This window comes from Pseudomonas sp. NFACC39-1 (genome assembly GCF_900110355.1).
In the GTDB taxonomy this organism is placed as follows: domain Bacteria; phylum Pseudomonadota; class Gammaproteobacteria; order Pseudomonadales; family Pseudomonadaceae; genus Aquipseudomonas; species Aquipseudomonas tehranensis.
The window spans coordinates 323,261-340,449 of record NZ_FODL01000005.1 but is presented as its reverse complement, the minus strand read 5'-3'; the positions used below and the strand labels follow the sequence as shown (position 1 = coordinate 340,449).

General features: G+C 59.9%; 17 protein-coding genes. 9 read left to right on the top strand and 8 right to left on the bottom strand.

Annotated features, from left to right (window positions below):
• Positions 1–22 precede the first annotated feature (22 nt).
• From BMY45_RS13410 to BMY45_RS13380, 7 genes are all read left to right on the top strand, one after another.
• Positions 23–844 (top strand): ABC transporter permease, encoded by an 822-nt coding sequence (locus BMY45_RS13410; RefSeq protein WP_092398272.1) that lies wholly within the window; start codon positions 23–25, stop codon positions 842–844.
• The gene (locus BMY45_RS13405; RefSeq protein ID WP_092398270.1) at positions 841–1,635 is read left to right on the top strand and encodes an ABC transporter permease; all 795 of its coding nucleotides are present in this window, start codon (positions 841–843) and stop codon (positions 1,633–1,635) included. The genes BMY45_RS13410 and BMY45_RS13405 overlap by 4 nt, the downstream gene beginning before the upstream one ends.
• Positions 1,632–2,663, top strand: coding sequence for an ABC transporter ATP-binding protein (locus BMY45_RS13400; RefSeq protein WP_092398268.1), 1,032 nt, complete (start codon positions 1,632–1,634; stop codon positions 2,661–2,663). The genes BMY45_RS13405 and BMY45_RS13400 overlap by 4 nt, the downstream gene beginning before the upstream one ends.
• Before the next feature lie 25 nt (positions 2,664–2,688).
• Positions 2,689–3,519 carry a phosphodiesterase gene (locus BMY45_RS13395; RefSeq protein ID WP_092398266.1) on the top strand — a complete coding sequence of 277 codons (831 nt, stop codon included), beginning with the start codon at positions 2,689–2,691 and terminating at the stop codon, positions 3,517–3,519.
• Positions 3,520–3,697: 178 nt separating this feature from the next.
• A complete protein-coding gene (locus BMY45_RS13390; protein ID WP_092398264.1) occupies positions 3,698–5,017 on the top strand; it encodes an OprD family porin in 1,320 nt (439 codons plus the stop codon).
• A gap of 185 nt (positions 5,018–5,202) precedes the next feature.
• The gene (locus tag BMY45_RS13385; RefSeq protein WP_092398262.1) at positions 5,203–5,676 is read left to right on the top strand and encodes a (2Fe-2S)-binding protein; all 474 of its coding nucleotides are present in this window, start codon (positions 5,203–5,205) and stop codon (positions 5,674–5,676) included.
• Between the two features lie 12 nt (positions 5,677–5,688).
• Positions 5,689–7,929, top strand: a complete 2,241-nt coding sequence (locus tag BMY45_RS13380) for a xanthine dehydrogenase family protein molybdopterin-binding subunit (protein ID WP_092398260.1) — start codon at positions 5,689–5,691, stop codon at positions 7,927–7,929.
• Positions 7,930–7,979: 50 nt separating this feature from the next.
• On the opposite strand, the gene BMY45_RS13375 is transcribed toward BMY45_RS13380, so the two are convergent.
• The 4 genes from BMY45_RS13375 to BMY45_RS13360 form a co-directional block, all read right to left on the bottom strand.
• Complete coding sequence (locus tag BMY45_RS13375; RefSeq protein WP_092398258.1) at positions 7,980–8,888, bottom strand: AraC family transcriptional regulator; 909 nt, start codon at positions 8,886–8,888, stop codon at positions 7,980–7,982.
• A 249-nt stretch (positions 8,889–9,137) separates the two neighbouring features.
• Positions 9,138–9,884 (bottom strand): YkgJ family cysteine cluster protein, encoded by a 747-nt coding sequence (locus BMY45_RS13370; protein WP_092398256.1) that lies wholly within the window; start codon positions 9,882–9,884, stop codon positions 9,138–9,140.
• A 215-nt stretch (positions 9,885–10,099) separates the two neighbouring features.
• Positions 10,100–10,939: a hypothetical protein gene (locus BMY45_RS13365; protein WP_092398254.1), complete on the bottom strand. Its 840-nt coding sequence runs from the start codon at positions 10,937–10,939 to the stop codon at positions 10,100–10,102.
• 149 nt (positions 10,940–11,088) lie between these two features.
• Positions 11,089–12,600: a methyl-accepting chemotaxis protein gene (locus BMY45_RS13360; protein WP_092398252.1), complete on the bottom strand. Its 1,512-nt coding sequence runs from the start codon at positions 12,598–12,600 to the stop codon at positions 11,089–11,091.
• A 182-nt stretch (positions 12,601–12,782) separates the two neighbouring features.
• Here BMY45_RS13360 and BMY45_RS13355 point away from each other — a divergent pair, with 182 nt between their 5' ends.
• Positions 12,783–13,931: a MalY/PatB family protein gene (locus BMY45_RS13355; RefSeq protein ID WP_092398250.1), complete on the top strand. Its 1,149-nt coding sequence runs from the start codon at positions 12,783–12,785 to the stop codon at positions 13,929–13,931.
• 157 nt (positions 13,932–14,088) lie between these two features.
• On the opposite strand, the gene BMY45_RS13350 is transcribed toward BMY45_RS13355, so the two are convergent.
• Complete coding sequence (locus tag BMY45_RS13350; protein ID WP_092398248.1) at positions 14,089–14,493, bottom strand: VOC family protein; 405 nt, start codon at positions 14,491–14,493, stop codon at positions 14,089–14,091.
• Positions 14,494–14,647: 154 nt separating this feature from the next.
• Between BMY45_RS13350 and BMY45_RS13345 the strand changes: the two genes are divergently transcribed.
• Complete coding sequence (locus BMY45_RS13345; protein WP_092398246.1) at positions 14,648–15,505, top strand: SDR family oxidoreductase; 858 nt, start codon at positions 14,648–14,650, stop codon at positions 15,503–15,505.
• 68 nt (positions 15,506–15,573) lie between these two features.
• On the opposite strand, the gene BMY45_RS13340 is transcribed toward BMY45_RS13345, so the two are convergent.
• The 3 genes from BMY45_RS13340 to BMY45_RS13330 are packed head-to-tail and all read right to left on the bottom strand — an operon-like array spanning position 15,574 to position 17,055.
• Positions 15,574–16,020: a DUF421 domain-containing protein gene (locus tag BMY45_RS13340; RefSeq protein WP_092398244.1), complete on the bottom strand. Its 447-nt coding sequence runs from the start codon at positions 16,018–16,020 to the stop codon at positions 15,574–15,576.
• A gap of 7 nt (positions 16,021–16,027) precedes the next feature.
• Positions 16,028–16,546 (bottom strand): hypothetical protein, encoded by a 519-nt coding sequence (locus BMY45_RS13335; protein ID WP_092398242.1) that lies wholly within the window; start codon positions 16,544–16,546, stop codon positions 16,028–16,030.
• An 8-nt stretch (positions 16,547–16,554) separates the two neighbouring features.
• The gene (locus BMY45_RS13330) at positions 16,555–17,055 is read right to left on the bottom strand and encodes a CinA family protein (protein ID WP_092398240.1); all 501 of its coding nucleotides are present in this window, start codon (positions 17,053–17,055) and stop codon (positions 16,555–16,557) included.
• Positions 17,056–17,189: the final 134 nt, after the last annotated feature.

The following is a 17,189-nucleotide window of genomic DNA, read 5'->3' as shown; positions in this document are numbered from 1 at the left end:
GAACGTACTGTCGGGCTGGGCCATGGTGCCGCGCTTACGGCCGACCGCTGCCTGGGCGCTTGCGCCCGCGGCGGCGGTGCTGTTCGCCTTCTGGTTGTTGCCGCTGGCACACCTGGTCTTGCTCGGTGGGCAAAGTCGCGATGGCAGCGACAGCGGCTATTGGCAGGTGCTAAGCAGCGCGCAATACCTGGGCAGTCTGGCGCAGACCTGCCTGCTGGCCCTGGCAACGACCCTCGCGGCGCTGTTGGTGGGCGGCTTCAGTGGTTTTTTTCTCAGTCGCCAGCGTTTCTTCGGCCGTTCGGTACTTGTCGCTTTGTTGACCTTCCCGCTGGCATTTCCCGGCGTGGTCGTTGGTTTCCTGGTGATCCTGCTGGCCGGCCGCCAAGGCTTGTTCGCCACCCTGGGTCTGGCCCTGGTGGGTGAGCGCTGGATTTTCGCCTACTCGTTGATGGGCTTGTGCATCGGCTACCTGTACTTCTCGATTCCGCGGGTGATCCTTACGGTGATGGCTGCTTGCGAAAGCCTGGATCGCAGCCTGGAAGAGGCGGCTCGTTCACTGGGGGCCAATCATTGGCGTGTGCTCTGTGATGTCATTGTCCCCGGCCTGGCGCCGGCATTGGTCTCCTGCGGGGCGATTTGCTTTGCCACCTCCATGGGCGCGTTCGGTACCGCCTTCACCCTGGGTACCCGGCTCAACGTGACGCCGGTGGCGATCTACAACGTGTTTACCAACTACGCCAATTTCGCCGTGGCCGCTGCGCTGTCGGTGGTGTTGGGGCTGGTGACCTGGGCGGTCCTGTTGCTGGCCCGGCGGCTGGCCAAAGATTCGAGGACAGTCTTGTGAGACGTTCAACGCTGTTTGTCGGGCAACTGGCGTTTACCCTGCTGGTGTGCGCATTTATGTTGGTGCCGGTGGTGATGTCGCTGCTGGCCGGGCTGACGCGCAATTACTTCCAGGGGCTGTCCAGCGGCCTGACCTTCGACTGGCTGGTGCAAGTCTGGCAGGCGTATTCGCCGACGGTCTGGCTGTCGCTGCAGTTGGCCGTCGCCTGTGCGCTGTGTGTCTGTGTGGTGGGGGTGCCGGCGGCTTACGCACTGGTGCGGATGAACAACCGCTTCAGCCGCGCGTTCGAGGAACTGATGGTGTTGCCGGTGGCGATGCCCGGTCTGGCCAGTGCCTTGGCATTGCTGCTCACCTATGGTCAGTTCGGCGGGTTTCGCAGCAGTTGGTTATTCATTCTCGTCGGCCATGTGCTGTTCACCCTGCCCTTTCTGGTGCGCCCGGTGATGGCGGTGATGCAACGCCAGCACCTGCCGGTCCTGGAAGAAGCCGCCGCCAGCCTGGGTGCCGGGCCGATCCGGCGCTTCTTCAGCGTGGTGGTGCCCAACTGTCGGGCGGGGATTCTCGCCGGGGTCTTGATGGTCGTCACCCTGTCGTTGGGTGAGTTCAACCTGACCTGGATGCTCCACACCCCGATGACCAAAACCTTGCCGGTGGGCCTGGCCGACAGCTATGCCTCGGCCAGACTGGAAGTCGCCAGCGCCTACACCCTTATATTCCTGTTGATGATTGTGCCGCTGCTTGTTGCATTGCAGGCCATCAGCGCGCGCCTTTCTCGTGGAGCAAATCGATGAGCGGAACCACTATTCGCCTGAAGGGTTGTCGCAAGGCGTTCTCTGACGGCACCGTTGCCGTACATGACCTGGACCTGACCATTGAGGCTGGAGAAACCCTGGCGATCCTCGGCCCGTCCGGTTGCGGTAAGACCACCACCCTGCGCCTGATCGCAGGCCTTGAGCGTCCGGACGTGGGCCAGGTATTTTTTGGCGACAGTGACGTCACCCGCTTCCCCATCGAACGTCGCGACGTGGGCATGGTGTTCCAGAACTATGCGCTGTTTCCCAACCTGGATGTGGCCGGCAACCTCGTCTATGGCCTGAAAGTTCGCGGTGTGTCCCCCGCCGAGCGCAACAAGCGCTGTTCGGAGTTGCTGGAACTTGTCGGCTTGCAGGATCACGGCAAGCGCAGTATTCACGAATTGTCCGGCGGCCAGCGCCAGCGAGTCGCCCTCGCCCGCGCCCTGGCGCCCAGGCCCCGGGTGTTGTTGCTCGACGAACCGTTGGCGGCGCTGGATGCACAGTTACGTGAACGCCTGCGCAGCGAATTGGCCCAGTTGCTACGCGGTTTGGGCATTACCGCCGTATTCGTCACCCACGATCAGGGCGAAGCCATGGCCCTGGGGGATCGCATCCTGGTCATGGAGCACGGCCGCGTCGCGCAACTGGCCAGCCCGCGGGACGTCTATCAGCAGCCTGCCAACGCTTTCGTCGCTCGTTTTGTCGGCAATCTCAATGCTTTTTCGGTGATCGAGCACACGCCCCATGGCTTGAAGGTCAGTGGCGGTGAGTTGCCATGGAATGGCGCCGACCTGCCCGCCACGGTCTATTGCCGCCCCGAGCATTTGCGGGTGATGGACAGCGAAGGCCATCTGCACGGGCGTCTGGTGGGCCAGTTTTTCCAGGGGGCTCAAAGCCGTCTGCTGGTGGATGTGGGGGCGGCTCAACCTTTGCTGGTGGACAGCACCGATAGCGCTATCCACGCCCCCGGTGCCCTGATTGCCCTGGCCGTCGAGCCACAAGTGCTGTTCACCCTGTCATCGTGATCTTTGTGTTTTCAGAGGCCTTATTTTGAATCATCCGTTTCTCATCGCGCAGATCAGTGATCTGCACCTTAAAGCCGGGCAAAAACTGACTTACGGCGTTGTCGATACCCTCGCAGCATTGCGTCGTGCGGTTGATCATTTGAACACCCAGGTGCCGCGTCCCGACATCGTGGTGGTCAGTGGCGACCTGGTGGACTTCGGCCGCCCTGATGAATATGCCGCGCTGCACCCTGAACTGGCGCGCCTGCACATGCCTTGCTACCTGGTGCCTGGTAACCACGACAATCGCGAGCATTTGCGGGCGGCATTTGCCGACCACCGCTACCTGCCGATACGGGCTGACGCCCCCCTGGACTGGGTGGTGGAGGAGCATCCGATACGCCTTATTGGCCTGGACACCACCATTCCCGGCGCCCATGGCGGTCAGCTCCTGGACAGCCAATTGCGCTGGCTCGATGAGCAACTGGCCCGTCGTCCCGATGCGCCGACGCTATTGGTGCTGCATCACCCGCCGTTTGTAAGCGGTATTGGCCATATGGACCGTGAACCCTTCATCAACGCGGCGGCACTGGAGCAGGTCATCGCCCGACACCCGCAGGTGGAGCGCTTGCTGTGCGGGCACTTGCATCGGCCGATGCAACGGCGTTTCGGCGGCAGCCTGAGCTGCGTGTGCCCCGGCACCTCACATCAAATCGTCCTGGATCTACAGCCAGCCGCTCCCGCGCATTTCAATCTGGAACCGCCGGGGTATCTGCTGCACCACTGGCAGGGGCAGGCACTGGTGACCCATAACGGCGTATTTGGCGAGTATCCCGGACCGTATCCGTTTTATGACGCTCATGGATTGATCGACTGATAACCCAGGGACTTTCACTGACGGCTTGCTTTGGAGATTTAATCCCTACCCCACTCTATTTATTGAAGATTTTCTAACGAGTTATTGAACGCATCGGCCAATCATTTGATCGGCCGAGGGCTTCCTGCTGCCTTTTCACTGTGCCCGGAACAGAGGTTCCGCGCTGGAGTTCGTCCTGATGAAAACGCTATTCAACGTACTGAGTTTATTAACCGGCGGCGTGAGTATTGTCCTGAGTCCGTTGGCGTCTGCTGATTTTATCAGCGACAGTAAGGCCAACTTGAACTTGCGCAATTTCTACTTCAACAACGATAACCGTGACGGTTCCGCCGCGCCCTCGAAGACTGAGGAATGGGGCCAGGCCTTCATGCTCAATTATCAGTCCGGGTTTACCGACGGCACTGTGGGGTTTGGTCTGGATGCCATCGGCCTGCTGGGTTTGAAACTCGACAGTGGCGCAGGTCGCCATGTGGGCAGTTCGATGTTTCCCAACGACGGTGACAAAGCTGCCGACCAATGGGCGCGTCTTGGCGCAACGGCGAAGATGCGCGTCTCCAAGACCGAACTGCGCTACGGCACCTTGCAACCGAAGCTGCCGATCCTGGTGTCCAACGATGGCCGCCTGCTGCCACAAACGTTCGAAGGTGGCCAAGTCACCAGCAATGAAATCGACAACCTGACGTTCACCGCCGGCCAACTGGAACACGCCACCGGGCGTGCATCGAGTGACCGCGCCGGGCTGGCGGTGGCGGGCGGCAGCCAGGAAAGCAATAAATTTACCTTTGCCGGTGGCGACTACAAGCTGACCAAGGATCTGACTGCACAGTATTACTACGCCAATCTCGAAGACTATTACCAGCAGCACTTCGCCGGTTTTTTGCATGTGTTGCCACTGGGCGAATACGGCTCGCTGAAAACCGACTTGCGCTACTTCAAGACCACCTCCGACGGCAAGAACAGCAGCGCCGCCGGTCGCGCCAGTGGTTACAAACTGGGCGGCTACACCAAGGACGGTAGCGGCGAAATCGACAACGATACCTGGAGCGCGGCGTTCATTTACTCGCTGGGTGGCCATGCCATTACCGCCGGCTATCAAAGCGTGTCTGAAGACAGCAACTTTACCCAACTCAACCAGGGTGGCCTGGTGGGTAAAGGCGAAGCCGGCGCCAGCCTTTATCTCTACACCGACCGGACTATTCAGACGTTCATCCAGGCGGGTGAGCGCACGGCATTCGCCCAGTATGCCTACGACTTCGCAGCGCTTGGCGTTCCGGGCTTGAAGGCGTCGGTGATGTACCTCAAGGGCGACAATATCCAGACCGCCAGCGGCCAGGACGCCAGTGAATGGGAACGCGATATCTCCCTGGACTATGTGATCCAGAGCGGTACGTTGAAAAACCTGGGTTTTGGCTGGCGCAACGCGATGTCCCGCAGTGAAGTCGCCCGCGACCAGGACCAGAATCGCCTGATCGTGAGTTACAGCATTCCCCTGATGTAAGCGTCCAGCGCCATTCAGGGCCAGGGAGTGGAACTTGCGTGAAACTCTCCTGGCCCTTTATCAGCGCTTGCCCAACGTCGGCTGATTCGCACGATTGGGCAATCATCCGCGCGGATTATGCAATCAGCCCCCTGAATTGCTTCCTATAGTTAACCAGAGCCAAACCTTCCGGAGCTGGAACCGCTATGAGCGCCCTCAACATCAATGGCCGTGAGTATACGGTCGACGTAGACCCAAGCACCCCGATTCTCTGGACCCTGCGCGACACGCTGGGCATGACCGGCACCAAGTTTGGCTGCGGCGCCGCCTTATGCGGCGCCTGCACCGTTCACCTGGATGGTCAGGCCATTCGCTCCTGCGTGACGCCAATCGCCGCCGCCCAAGGCAAGAAGATCACCACCATCGAAGCGGCCACCGATGGCAGTGACCCGGTCGGCACCGCCGTGCATGAAGCTTGGGTCAAACACGACGTGGCGCAGTGCGGCTACTGCCAGAGCGGCCAGATCATGAGCGCGACGGCGTTTCTCAAAGCCCAGCCCAAGGGTAAGCAACCTACGGCGGCCGAAATCGACTCGGCGATGGCCGGCAACATTTGCCGCTGTGGCACTTACGCGCGCATCCGCGTGGCTGTGGCAGATGCCGCCAAGACCCTTGCCTGACCGGAGTTCGCCATGTTGAACGAGATTTTTCCAGACGAAATTCCCCGCGCTTTGCAGCACATGCTTGAGCATGATCAGGCTGACGGCCCCACCACCCTTCCCCGCCGCAGCTTCCTCAAGATTGTCGGCATCGGCGGTCTAGCCCTGGGCGCTTTTCCTCATCTGGCCCTGGCGCAAGAGGCCAACGGCGGGGCCGCAGCGCCACTCAAGCCGAACCAGCAACCGTCGGCATTCGTGCAGATCGCGCCCAACGGCGAAGTCACCGTGACGATCAACCGGTTGGAGTTCGGCCAGGGCGTGCAGACCAGTCTGCCGATGATTCTTGCCGAAGAACTCGATGCCGACTGGAGTCTGGTGCGAGCGCGCAACGGCAACAGTGACGCTGCTTACCAGGATCCGATCTTTGGTGTGCACCTCACCGGCGGCTCCAACTCGATCAAGAACAGCTATACCCAGTACCGCGAACTTGGCGCGCGCGCCCGCGCCATGCTGCTCGCCGCGGCGGCCGCGCGTTGGAACGTCGACGCCAACAGCTTGAGCACCCAGGCCGGTACGGTACTCGGCCCAGCGGGCCGTAAAGCCAGCTACGGCGAATTGGCCGAAGCCGCTATGGCGCTGCCTGTGCCCGAAAAGGTGACGCTCAAGGATCCCAAGGAGTTTCGCATCATTGGGCATGCCACCACGCGCATCGACGCCAAGGCCAAGAGCAGTGGCCAGCAGGACTTCGGCATCGATATGCATCTGCCAGGGCAACTCACAGCCGTGGTTGCTCACCCGCCGGTGTTCGGTGCCAGAATCGCTTCGTTGGATGACAGCGCCGCACGCGCCACCCAGGGCGTGAAAGCTGTGCTGCGCGTGCCGCTGGACGGCGGCGCTGAAGGTGTCGCGGTGCTCGCCGATGGTTACTGGCAGGCGAAGCTCGCACGCGATGCCTTGAAGCTGGAATGGGACCTGGCGTCCGTCGAAAAGGTGGACAGCGAAAAACAATTGCTCCAGTACCGGGAGCTGGCCGGTCAACCCGGCCCACTGCGTTTCGATGCCGACATGACGCCGCTGGCAACCGCAACGCATCAACTGGAAGCCGAGTTCGTATTCCCCTATCTCGCCCACGCCCCCATGGAGCCGTTGAACTGTACGGTGCAGCTCAACGAAGGCCGCGCCGAACTGTGGGTCGGTACGCAGTTTCCCGGCGGCGACAGTGCAGCGGCTGCGAAGGTGCTGAACCTCAAACCCGAGCAAATACAAATGAATGTGCAGACGGCCGGCGGTGGTTTTGGCCGGCGCGGCGTGCCCACAGGCGACTTCGTCGTGCTGGCTTGCGAGGTGGCCAAGGCCGCCCGTGCTGCAGGGCTCAATGCCCCTGTCCGTACACTCTGGAGCCGAGAAGACGACATCAAGGGCGGCTACTACCGCCCCATGCACCTGCACCGTGCGCGCATCGGTTTTGACGAAAGCGGCAAGGTCCTGGCCTGGGATCACGCCTTGGTCGGGCAATCCATTCTCACCGGCACCGTGTTTGGTGGCCGGGTGAAAAACGGCATCGACCCCACCGCCACGGAAGGGATGCGTGATCCTTATCCGCTGCCGATGCGCCTGACGGTCCATCACCCAAACGTCAACGTCCCCATCCTGTGGTGGCGCAGCGTAGGTTCCACCCATACGGCGTTTGTGATGGAAACCTTGATCGATGAGATCGCCCGTACAACGAAGCAGGATCCGGTGGCCTACCGGATGAAACTGTTCGCCGATCAAAGCCCGCGCCATCGCGCTGCGCTGCAATTGGCGGTGGACAAGAGCGAATACGGCAAACGCCCGCTACCGGCTGGGCATGCCTGGGGCGTGGCGGTGCATGAGTCGTTCAGTTCGGTGGTGGCTTACGTGGTGCAAGCTTCGCTAGAGGACGGTCGCCCGGTGCTGCACCAAGTGACTGCAGGTGTGCACTGCAACCTGGTGGTCAACCCGCGCAGTGTCGAGGCTCAGGTGCAAGGTGCCGCGTTGATGGGATTGTCGATGTGCCTGCCCGGAGGCGCCATCACCTTGAAGGACGGCGTCGTGCAGCAGAGTAATTTTGCAGACTTCAGCGTGCCGCGCATCACCGACATGCCAGAGATTGCCGTGCACATCGTGCCAAGCGCCGAACCGCCCACGGGAATGGGCGAGCCCGGCCTGCCGCCGCTGGCTCCGGCCTTTGCCAATGCCATCGCCAGTCTTACGGGCAAGCCATTGCGGGAGTTGCCGTTCAAGATGACGTGACAACAGCGCGAGGCACGTCTGGTGGTTGCACCGCCAGACGTGCCGCCCTGTTACAAACGAATACGTTTGATATCCCGCTGCGGCGGCTCGCCAAACAGGCGGCTGTATTCGCGACTGAACTGCGAAGCGCTTTCGTACCCAACCTGCCCCCCTGCACTGCTGGCGTCGACGTTCTGGCTCAGCATCAACTGCCGGGCAGCCTGGAGCCGCAGTTGCTTCTGGTATTGCAGCGGGCTCATTCCTGTCACGGCGCGAAAGTGCTGACGAAAGGTAGAAGGGCTCATGTGCGCTTGTGCCGCCAAATCGTCCATGCGCAATGCCTGACGAAAATTGAGTTTCAACCAGGCGACGGTCTTGGCAATGTGTTGGCTGGGCGAGCCGGCGGTGACCACATGAAGCAACTGCGGGCCGTGGGAACCGCTTAACAGGCGAGCGATGATTTCTTCCTTGATCAGCGGAGCCACAGCCTCCAACAATTGCGGCTCTCTGAGCAGATTCACCAAACGCATCAGGGCATCCAGCACCCCGGCATCCAGGGGTTGCACGGTAATCGGGCGAAACGCACCATCTCTCATGCGCTGGGACAGGTGCATACGCTCGGCCACTTGCATCACCGTGGCGCTTTCAAATCTCAGCATCATGCCCAGAAATGGCTTGGCGGCACTGGCCTGAGAGATATGTGAAATAACCGGTAGATCTACGCTGGTCACCATGGACTGGCCAGGCACATAGGTCAGGATTTCGTCCCCTATCATGGCTTGCTTGCGGCCCTGCAAAGTGACGCCAATGCCCAAGCCATAGATACAGTGCATGGGGGCGGTGACCGCTTGGCGCCGATGCAGGCTCAAGCCAGGAATGTCGGTCACCCGATCGCCTTCGCTGGATAGAATCTGACTGACCGCGACGGCCAGGCGGTTGATATCGCCAGCGGTCTGGTCGTGTTCAGTATTGGGTTGCACCTTCGACTCCTTAAACCATCAGCCCCATCGCTGCCCACGGGCAACCGCGGATGACGTTCGCCGTTACCGCAAACCGTCGTGGGTCAGCATGGCCGCAGTATGGAGGGCCGGCGGTTCGAGTCGCTTGCCTGATCGGCGCAATTTCTTGCACGATTCAACGAGCCATCCGTGACACCCATCACGCATGGCTAGATATAACAAGATGTTTCAGAGGTGCAGTATGCCCAAAGTGATGACTCCAGCTTGAGCCTACAGCCGGTGGAAGATGTAATCGGTTGAGGGTTGATCGTCCAACGCCACCCCTTTTTGATGCAGTTGGTGGCGTAACGCCGGGGCGTCGACCCGCACCTTCCAATCCGGACCTGCCGGCGCAGCTATCCCGCAGTTGTGGCGATCCAAGGCCTCGAGCAACTGCGCTCGGTCAGGCAGATACACGGCCATCGCGTTACCCTTCCACGCCGCAACGTTCAGCCCCATGGCCTCACACAGTGCAATTTTGGCGTGTGCGTCGTCCCTGTCAGCCTGACGGGAGCGTTCTATCTGATCAGCCAGGAGCGGATCAACCACCCTGTCGGTGAACAAGATGTCACCCTCCTCCCAGACTTCAGGAGGGCAAATTTTGTTTCCGGGGTCCAAGGCAATGAAGGGATTGATTTCCATCGGGTAGATTCGACAGACCAGTGGCCGCTCCTCATAGATACCGCAACGGCCGTCGTCGCCGAGATTCCGGCATTGTTCCAACGCGTTGCCCGCCAACACCGCAACGACCCGGATCCTGGCCTCGCCGCTGGTCACTTCCACGGCTCGCTGGGCACTGTGAGTGAACTGATGAGGTTGCGAATCCCACGTCGACTCATCAAACGCCTCCAGTATCACCGCCACCTCATGCCCCCGTTGTAGCCACTGCCTGGTTTCCGCCAGTGTCAGCGGAATCAGACGGCCTTTGCAGCAGATCCCGCAGCCGTTGCAGGCAAACCGGATAGCGTTGTTTTCCATATCAAACACTCACACACATGTTTTCGACCAGACAGGCCTGCCACGCGCATACATCCGTGGCAGGGTCTCAGGGTCGTGAAAGTATGTGGAGCGAAGAACAGATCCGCTTGCCGGATCCGCCGGAATAGTTGCCCGATTCAAGGTGATTTACAGTGGCTGCACTGGGCCGATGTCTCAATGCTCCAGACAGACTCTCCATCGGATACTGCAAACCTTCACTTAGCAGCAAATTTATAGGGAATGAAATTCTCTTTTGAAAGCACCGCAGTAAACTCAAAAGTGTCAAAAAAGCAAAAATTTATAATGTATTTTTCTGGATCATTAGTGTCAGGATCGACGACGGTGAGCACATCATAAAAAAACACCTCTTTATGCTCCCCTTTGGCAGACTGGCGATTCAACATCTGACGAAAGTGCTCACTGAGATTTTTTTCTGCATCAGATGCATCGTCTCTAAGGAAGGTGTGTGGCAATAAAATAACCTTGCCCAACCACGTCCACTTTGCCTCATGGTAAAACAGTCCTTTTGCAATACACTCGAAGAAGTTATCAAATCGTTGTCGATCATAAACAAATGAGCTCGTTTGTTGTTCTTCACCGTTTGCATCCACAATGGTTTCATCTTTCAGGTCGACACTTAACAAACCCAACAAACCGGTGCCAATTCCTGCCTGCGCCATATCTGAAAAGCTCTTCATCCCAGCGACAGGATCACCCGTATGCTTTTCGATGATCTCTAAGATTTTTTTGGCCTGTTGTTTATCCTTAATACAATCACCCAAACGGTTACCTGCATGCCACAACGCCCTCTCGTGAACATCTCTCAGAGGGGCGAGATGCGGCTTATCGTCGAGCTTGGCAGAAGAGAGTAAAATCGCACGAATATACTCATCATCCTTGGACTTTTTTTGGTTATGCAAATCGCAGGATGGAACAGTGATCAACCCGCCTCGTTCGCCCTTGAAAAAGAAGCTTTGCGGAGGCACATGCTCCCACCCCGTAAAGTCCCCCTCGCAGTGATAGCAGTGCACCTGATCGGCTTGGTTTTTGCTCATTCCGTTTACCTCCTTGTCAACTTTTAACGCCAAAAGCTCCAGGAACAACTCCCCATGTCTGTTGGCACTGCCGATGCAAGGTCAGTACGAAGCTGCCTTGCGTGAAATCCGCCCTGCACTTGTGTATCCGCCAGCGCGAAGCAAGCCAGTCAAACCGCCCCACCTTTGCGATGAAACGCCTGCCCCAACACCGCCAATCGTTCCGCCAACGGTGGCAGGCACTGGCTGCTCCGAGTCAAAATGCCAATGTTATCGGCGTTGCGCTCAGCGACTGCCTGGACACTTTGCAAGCGTTCATTGATGCCCTTCGAGGCCTCGGACTGTTCTTGGGTGGTGCTGGCGATCAGGTCGTTGAAGTGGTTGATCGCCGCGATGTCCTCTACCACTGCATGTAGCAGTTGCGAGGCGAGTTGGCTGGCCGATACGCAGCGTTGTACACCTTCCTGGCTGTCTTGCATGGCGAGGGCTGCCTGACGGCTGCCCTGTTGCAGCTTGGCGATGATCTGCTGGATTTCCGTGGTGGACGTCGAGGTCTTTTGCGACAGGGTCCGGACCTCGTCCGCCACTACCGCAAAACCGCGTCCCTGCTCCCCGGCCCGGGCGGCCTCGATGGCGGCGTTGAGGGCCAGCAGGTTGGTTTGTTCGGCGATGCTGTTAATGACATCCAGCACCTGGCCGATCTGTTGCGCCTGCTCGGCCAGGCCTTGCACGGTTTCGTTGGTGAGGTTGAGGCGACCGGCCAACTCGACAATTTCCTCGCGGCTCTGGTCAACCGTGCTGCGCCCGCGGTTGACCTGTTCACTGGCCTGGCCGGCGCGTTGTACCGTCTGGCCGACATGCCCGGCAATGCTGTCCATGGCCTGGACCAGATGGCCAATCGCGCCGCTCATCTGTGCCACTTCATTGAGCTGATGCCTGGCGCCGTGCTCCAGTGTCTGGCCGACCTGAGAAAGATCCTGGCCCAAGTCCGAGAGGTTGCGGGTATCGCGCACCACACCGTCTACCAGGTTGGTGATCTGCTGCAGGAAATGATCGAAACGCTCGGACGAAGAGACTTTGTCCCCCCGGTTGCGCTGGGTCTGGGTGTCACTGCTCAACTGCATGGCGGCGGCCAGCACTTTATCGAGCACATCCTGGTTTTCCGTGGCATCGGCCAAGCTCTGGTTCGCCAGGTAAATCAGGATCACGCTTTCCACCACCACGTAGAAGGCGTGGATGAAAATCATGGTCCAGCCGCCGTGGTTGGCCATGACGAATACCGGATAACCCTGGTGCTGAAGCCAGTGAAAACCGACGTGGTGAATAGCGATAGTGGCGGCGGCCACGATGATCGGCAGCCAGTCACGGTAGAACGTCAGCACCGCCAGCAGGACGAAAATCCCGAAGTGGAACTCGATCACGCCACGGGTCTGGTTGATGTGCAGGGCGGCCATGACCATCAGCGCCACGGCGATGACACAGCGCATGGCCCGGGTGCCGCCCAGGCCCCGATAAAGCACGGTGGTCAGCACGCAGGTCGTCGCCCCTATCAGCAGCGCCTGGCTGAAGGTGGAGTGCAGGAAGGCCAGGCACAGGGAGTAGACAAAAGTGAGCCAGAGCAGCCCCAGCATAATGCGATCAGCTTTACGGTAGTGATCGTTAAAGCGCACGGGCGATGTCATGGGGGCTGTCCTTTTCGGGGGGTGGAGGATCCGTTACCAATGCCGCTCGCAGGCTTATCGGCGTGTCGGAATGGAACTGTAGCCGATTACCCTTGGTTAGTGGCACTGGGCCACCTACCTTTTTTCATTGATCTTTGCTTTATGATGTTCGCCATCTCATTCCCAGACCTGATGGAACCACCATGACTTTCGATTTCGACACGGTATTGGAGCGCCACGGTACCGGTAGCACCAAGTGGAGTCGCTACCCTGCCGATGTGTTGCCCATGTGGGTGGCTGACATGGACTTCCCTGCTCCGCCGGTGGTCATCGACGCACTGCACAGACGTCTCGAACACCCCATGCTCGGCTACAGCGTGGCCCAGGACTCGCTGCGCGCCGCCATCGTTGCGGACCTTTGGAACAAGTACGCCTGGCGCGTCGAGCCTCAGCAGATCGTCTTCCTGCCGGGTGTCGAACCAGGGTTCAACATGGCGCTGCACGCCTTGGTGGAGCCTGCGCAGAACGTTGTGGTACAGGTGCCCAACTACCCGCCGTTGCGCAATGCTCCCGCTCATTGGCAACTGAACAAGGTGGAACTGCCGTTCAACCCGCTCAACGGCCAATTCCACACGCCCCTGGTCGCGCTGCGTGATGCGTTGCACGGCGGTGGTGCACTGTTGCTGAGCAACCCTCACAACCCGCTGGGTAAAGTGTTTGGCCGGGAAGAACTCAAGGCCGTGGCGGATATCTGCCTGGAACAGAATGCCTGGATCATCTCTGACGAAATCCATGCCGAGCTGTGCTTCGACGGTCGTGTGCACATCCCCACCGCCACCCTCAGCCCGGAGATTGCCGAGCGCACCATCACCCTGATGTCGGCCAGCAAGGCCTACAACATTGCCGGACTGAAAACTTCATTCGCCATCATCCAGAACGCCAAAGTCCGCGAGCGGGTCAACAGCGCCCGGGCCGGCATGGTCGACAGCGTCAACGCCCTGGGCCTTGAAGCGACCCGCGCGGCCTACAGCGAAGCTGGCCCGTGGCTGGAAGAATTGAAGACTTACCTGCAAGCCAACCGCGACTACCTGGTCGACGCCGTGAAGACCCGCCTGTCAGGCATCACCATGACCGTGCCTCAGGGGACTTACCTGGCCTGGCTGGATTGCTCGGGATTGGGGCTGGACGACCCGCAGGGCTTCTTCCTGAAAGAAGCCAAGGTCGGCCTGAGCGCCGGACTGGATTTTGGCGACGATGCCGGGCAGTTCGTGCGCTTGAACTTCGGCTGCCCACGGGCGCTGCTGGAGGAAGGGATTGCGCGGATGGAGCGAAGCTTGAAGGCCAGGGGCTGATCCCCCTGACGACGAAGAACCTGTGGCGAGGGAGCTTGCTCCCGTTGGACTGCGCAGCAGTCCCCTTCGGCCTGCCTGACACACCGGATTGTCCGGTTGTTGGGGCCGCTGCGCGCCCCAGCGGGAGCAAGCTCCCTCGCCACAATGGATCCGCGTTTTACTCGCACATATCCGGCGCATAAACAAAACACAACTTGTTCCCCTCCGGATCGCGGCAATAGGCCCCGAAATACCCTTCTGAGTACTGGGGGCGCGGGCCCGGCGGGCCTTCGTCGGTGCCGCCCAGGGCGATGGCCTGCGCCCAGGCGGCGTGCACGGTGTGCGGTGAATCGGCGGCAAAGCTCACTTGCATGCCATTGCCCCAAGTCGCGGGTAAACCATTGAACGGCAATTGCACGAACACCTGGGGCCAACGCTTGCCAGGTTGATGCCAGCCTTCTCCCGGCGGGCCCGAGTCGTTTTCGCTGGGCAGGCGTACCAACCCCAGGCAACCCAGCACAGCATCATAAAACGCGACCATTGCTGGCAGGTCCCGCGCGCCGATTTGTATGTGACTGAACATATGGCCTGCTCCTTATTCACATTCGCCCCACATTAAGTCGATGTCGATCGCAAGGCACCTCGCGCTCATCGACCGGCCCCGGAATCCGACCGAACTCTGCCTGAAGGCCCACAGTCCACCCTCCATCGACTATACATCCAGCATGGAGAATGTCATGACTGACTACCCTACCCCGCCGTTTCCAAAACAAAGCCAACCGGTGCCCGGCACTCAACGCAAGATGGACCCGTATCCAGACTGCGGAGAACAGAGCTACACCGGTTCCGGACGCCTGGAAAGCAAGATCGCCTTGATCACGGGCGCCGACAGCGGCATCGGTCGTGCCGTGGCGATTGCCTTCGCCCGCGAGGGCGCGGACGTGGCCATTTCCTACCTGGACGAGCATGAAGACGCCAGGGAGACTGCCCGCTGGGTAGAACAGGCCGGCCGCCAATGCCTGTTGCTGCCCGGCGATCTGGCGGACAAGGCCCAATGCCGCAAGATCGTCGACGAAACCGTCGCCCGTTTCGGGCATATCGACATTCTGGTCAACAACGCGGCGTTCCAGATGACCCACGAAAACCTGGAAGACATCCCCGACGAAGAGTGGGTGCGCACGTTTGATATCAACATCACCTCGATGTTCAGGATCTGCCAGGCCGCCGTCCCGCATATGAAGGCGGGTAGCTCGATCATCAACACCACTTCGGTCAACTCCGACATGCCCAAGCCGACTCTGCTGGCCTACGCCACCACCAAAGGCGCCATCGCCAACTTCACCGGCGGCCTGGCGCAGATGCTCGGGCCCAAGGGCATCCGGGTGAACAGCGTGGCGCCAGGGCCGATCTGGACACCGCTGATTGTCGCCACCATGCCTGAGGAAGAAGTGCAGAACTTCGGCTCCCAGACGCCCCTTGGCCGTCCTGGCCAGCCGGTGGAAGTGGCGCCGATCTATGTACTGCTGGCTTCGGATGAGGCGAGCTACATTTCCGGTTCCCGATATGGGATTACGGGCGGCAAGCCGATCCTGTGAGTCAAGCAGTGATACGCAGCTGTTGTGGCGAGGGGATTTAGCCCTCGCCATAAATCATGTGAAGGGGATCACGACTCCTTGGCAATCACCGAGATCTTGCCGTTACGCTCGATAATCGCGAACTTGATCTGTTCCAGTGTCTCGATCCCCTGGCTCGACCGTGCCGCTTCCATGATGTCTTCTTCTATGAGTCGGGCATGGCGCATGCGTGCCTTCAGTATTCGCCCATCCTCCACAATAATGGTCGGGCCGCCGTCAATCAGTTGCGAGACCCATTGGGAGCGTTGCTTGAGCAACGACAGGCCGACATCGATGGCAATCAGCGTCACGATCACCATCAACGAATTGGTCAGCGAGAAATCGTCCCCCAGCAACGCCTGCTGAGTGGCCTCGCCGATGATCATCAGCAGGACAAAATCAAACGTGGTGATTTCCGCCAGGGAGCGACGCCCAGCGATCTTGAACAGTACCAGCAATGCCCCATAGATCGCGGCAGCCCGCAGCACAGAGTCCATACGTCACCTAGGGAAAAATGAATTGATCGAAACTGACCGTGGCGCCACCGGGCGTGGCAATACGACTGTGATAGAGCCCCAGCCCATCGCCCAGCAGTGACAGATAAAGGCTGGCCTCTCCCTTGGCATCCGCCTGGACCCAAAGCTTCAGGCCCCGCTGCGCACTCGCCGAGCGCACGGGCTGGGGCTGCAGGGTCTGCACCTCGAAACCCTCCAGCCACTGGCCGACCAGTTCCACCTCCAGCACAGCATTGGGCTGCCCCTTCAGATGGATGACCATGGGGTTGGTAGAACCGTTGCGGTGGAACATTTCGTACTCGACGCCGAGTCGGCCATCACCGCTGTGTACATCTCGAGTGCTCAACGGGCCGCGAGAGAACAACCCAAGCAACGTCAGGACCACCAGCAATACCAACACGTACCAACCCACTCGCTCGAAACGCCAGACCTTGAGCTGGTAGGCCATGTCTTCACGGACCGGGAACTGGCGGCTGCGCAACTCCTCGGATTCAGTGGGATGGGTCATGGGGGCTCCTATCTGCGTTCACCCGCCAGTGCGCGTTGATGAAAGTGCCGCAACTGCACAAGGGCATGTTCAGCGGCCCACCGTTGGACCTGGTTGCGACTGCCGAAAAACCTCTCCTGGCGACTGAACAGCGCTCGCTCGCCGCGCATATCGAACGCCCAGGCAAAACAGACGGTACCCGCCGGAATGCCGTCCATGTCGTCCGGCCCGAGAATGCCGGTGGTGGCTACGGCGACGTTGGCATTGGCGTCGCGCAGCGCGCCGAGGGCCATTTCCTCGGCCACCTCACGGCTGGTGAGATTGAAGGTGTCGATGGTGCATGGGTTGACCCCTAGCAATCGTTGCTTCGCCTCTGGGGAATACACCACGTAACCGCTTTCAATCAGCGAGCCGCTGCCCGGCACTTCGGCCAACAGGGTGACGATTTTGCCGGCTGTGCAGGATTCAGCCGTCGTCAGGCGCAACTGGTGTTCACGCAGGTAATCAACCAGGGAGCAAGCAACAGTCATGGCATACAGTCCTTCAGGGATCTGATGGATTGACCCCGGCCGTATTGATTCATTCCCTCGGATCATGCCCCGCGGGCACTCCAAATAAATGAACCCCGGGCCGATCCTGAACCTCAAATCCGTATGGGCCTCAG

Coding starts and splice junctions, on each gene's coding strand:
- BMY45_RS13410 (WP_092398272.1), top strand. CDS start 23: ATGGTGCCGCGCTTACGGCCGACCGCTGCCTGGGCGCTTGCGCCCGCG.
- BMY45_RS13400 (WP_092398268.1), top strand. CDS start 1,632: ATGAGCGGAACCACTATTCGCCTGAAGGGTTGTCGCAAGGCGTTCTCT.
- BMY45_RS13390 (WP_092398264.1), top strand. CDS start 3,698: ATGAAAACGCTATTCAACGTACTGAGTTTATTAACCGGCGGCGTGAGT.
- BMY45_RS13385 (WP_092398262.1), top strand. CDS start 5,203: ATGAGCGCCCTCAACATCAATGGCCGTGAGTATACGGTCGACGTAGAC.
- BMY45_RS13380 (WP_092398260.1), top strand. CDS start 5,689: ATGTTGAACGAGATTTTTCCAGACGAAATTCCCCGCGCTTTGCAGCAC.
- BMY45_RS13370 (WP_092398256.1), bottom strand. CDS start 9,884: ATGGAAAACAACGCTATCCGGTTTGCCTGCAACGGCTGCGGGATCTGC.
- BMY45_RS13365 (WP_092398254.1), bottom strand. CDS start 10,939: ATGAGCAAAAACCAAGCCGATCAGGTGCACTGCTATCACTGCGAGGGG.
- BMY45_RS13360 (WP_092398252.1), bottom strand. CDS start 12,600: ATGACATCGCCCGTGCGCTTTAACGATCACTACCGTAAAGCTGATCGC.
- BMY45_RS13355 (WP_092398250.1), top strand. CDS start 12,783: ATGACTTTCGATTTCGACACGGTATTGGAGCGCCACGGTACCGGTAGC.
- BMY45_RS13350 (WP_092398248.1), bottom strand. CDS start 14,493: ATGTTCAGTCACATACAAATCGGCGCGCGGGACCTGCCAGCAATGGTC.
- BMY45_RS13345 (WP_092398246.1), top strand. CDS start 14,648: ATGACTGACTACCCTACCCCGCCGTTTCCAAAACAAAGCCAACCGGTG.
- BMY45_RS13340 (WP_092398244.1), bottom strand. CDS start 16,020: ATGGACTCTGTGCTGCGGGCTGCCGCGATCTATGGGGCATTGCTGGTA.
- BMY45_RS13335 (WP_092398242.1), bottom strand. CDS start 16,546: ATGACCCATCCCACTGAATCCGAGGAGTTGCGCAGCCGCCAGTTCCCG.
- BMY45_RS13330 (WP_092398240.1), bottom strand. CDS start 17,055: ATGACTGTTGCTTGCTCCCTGGTTGATTACCTGCGTGAACACCAGTTG.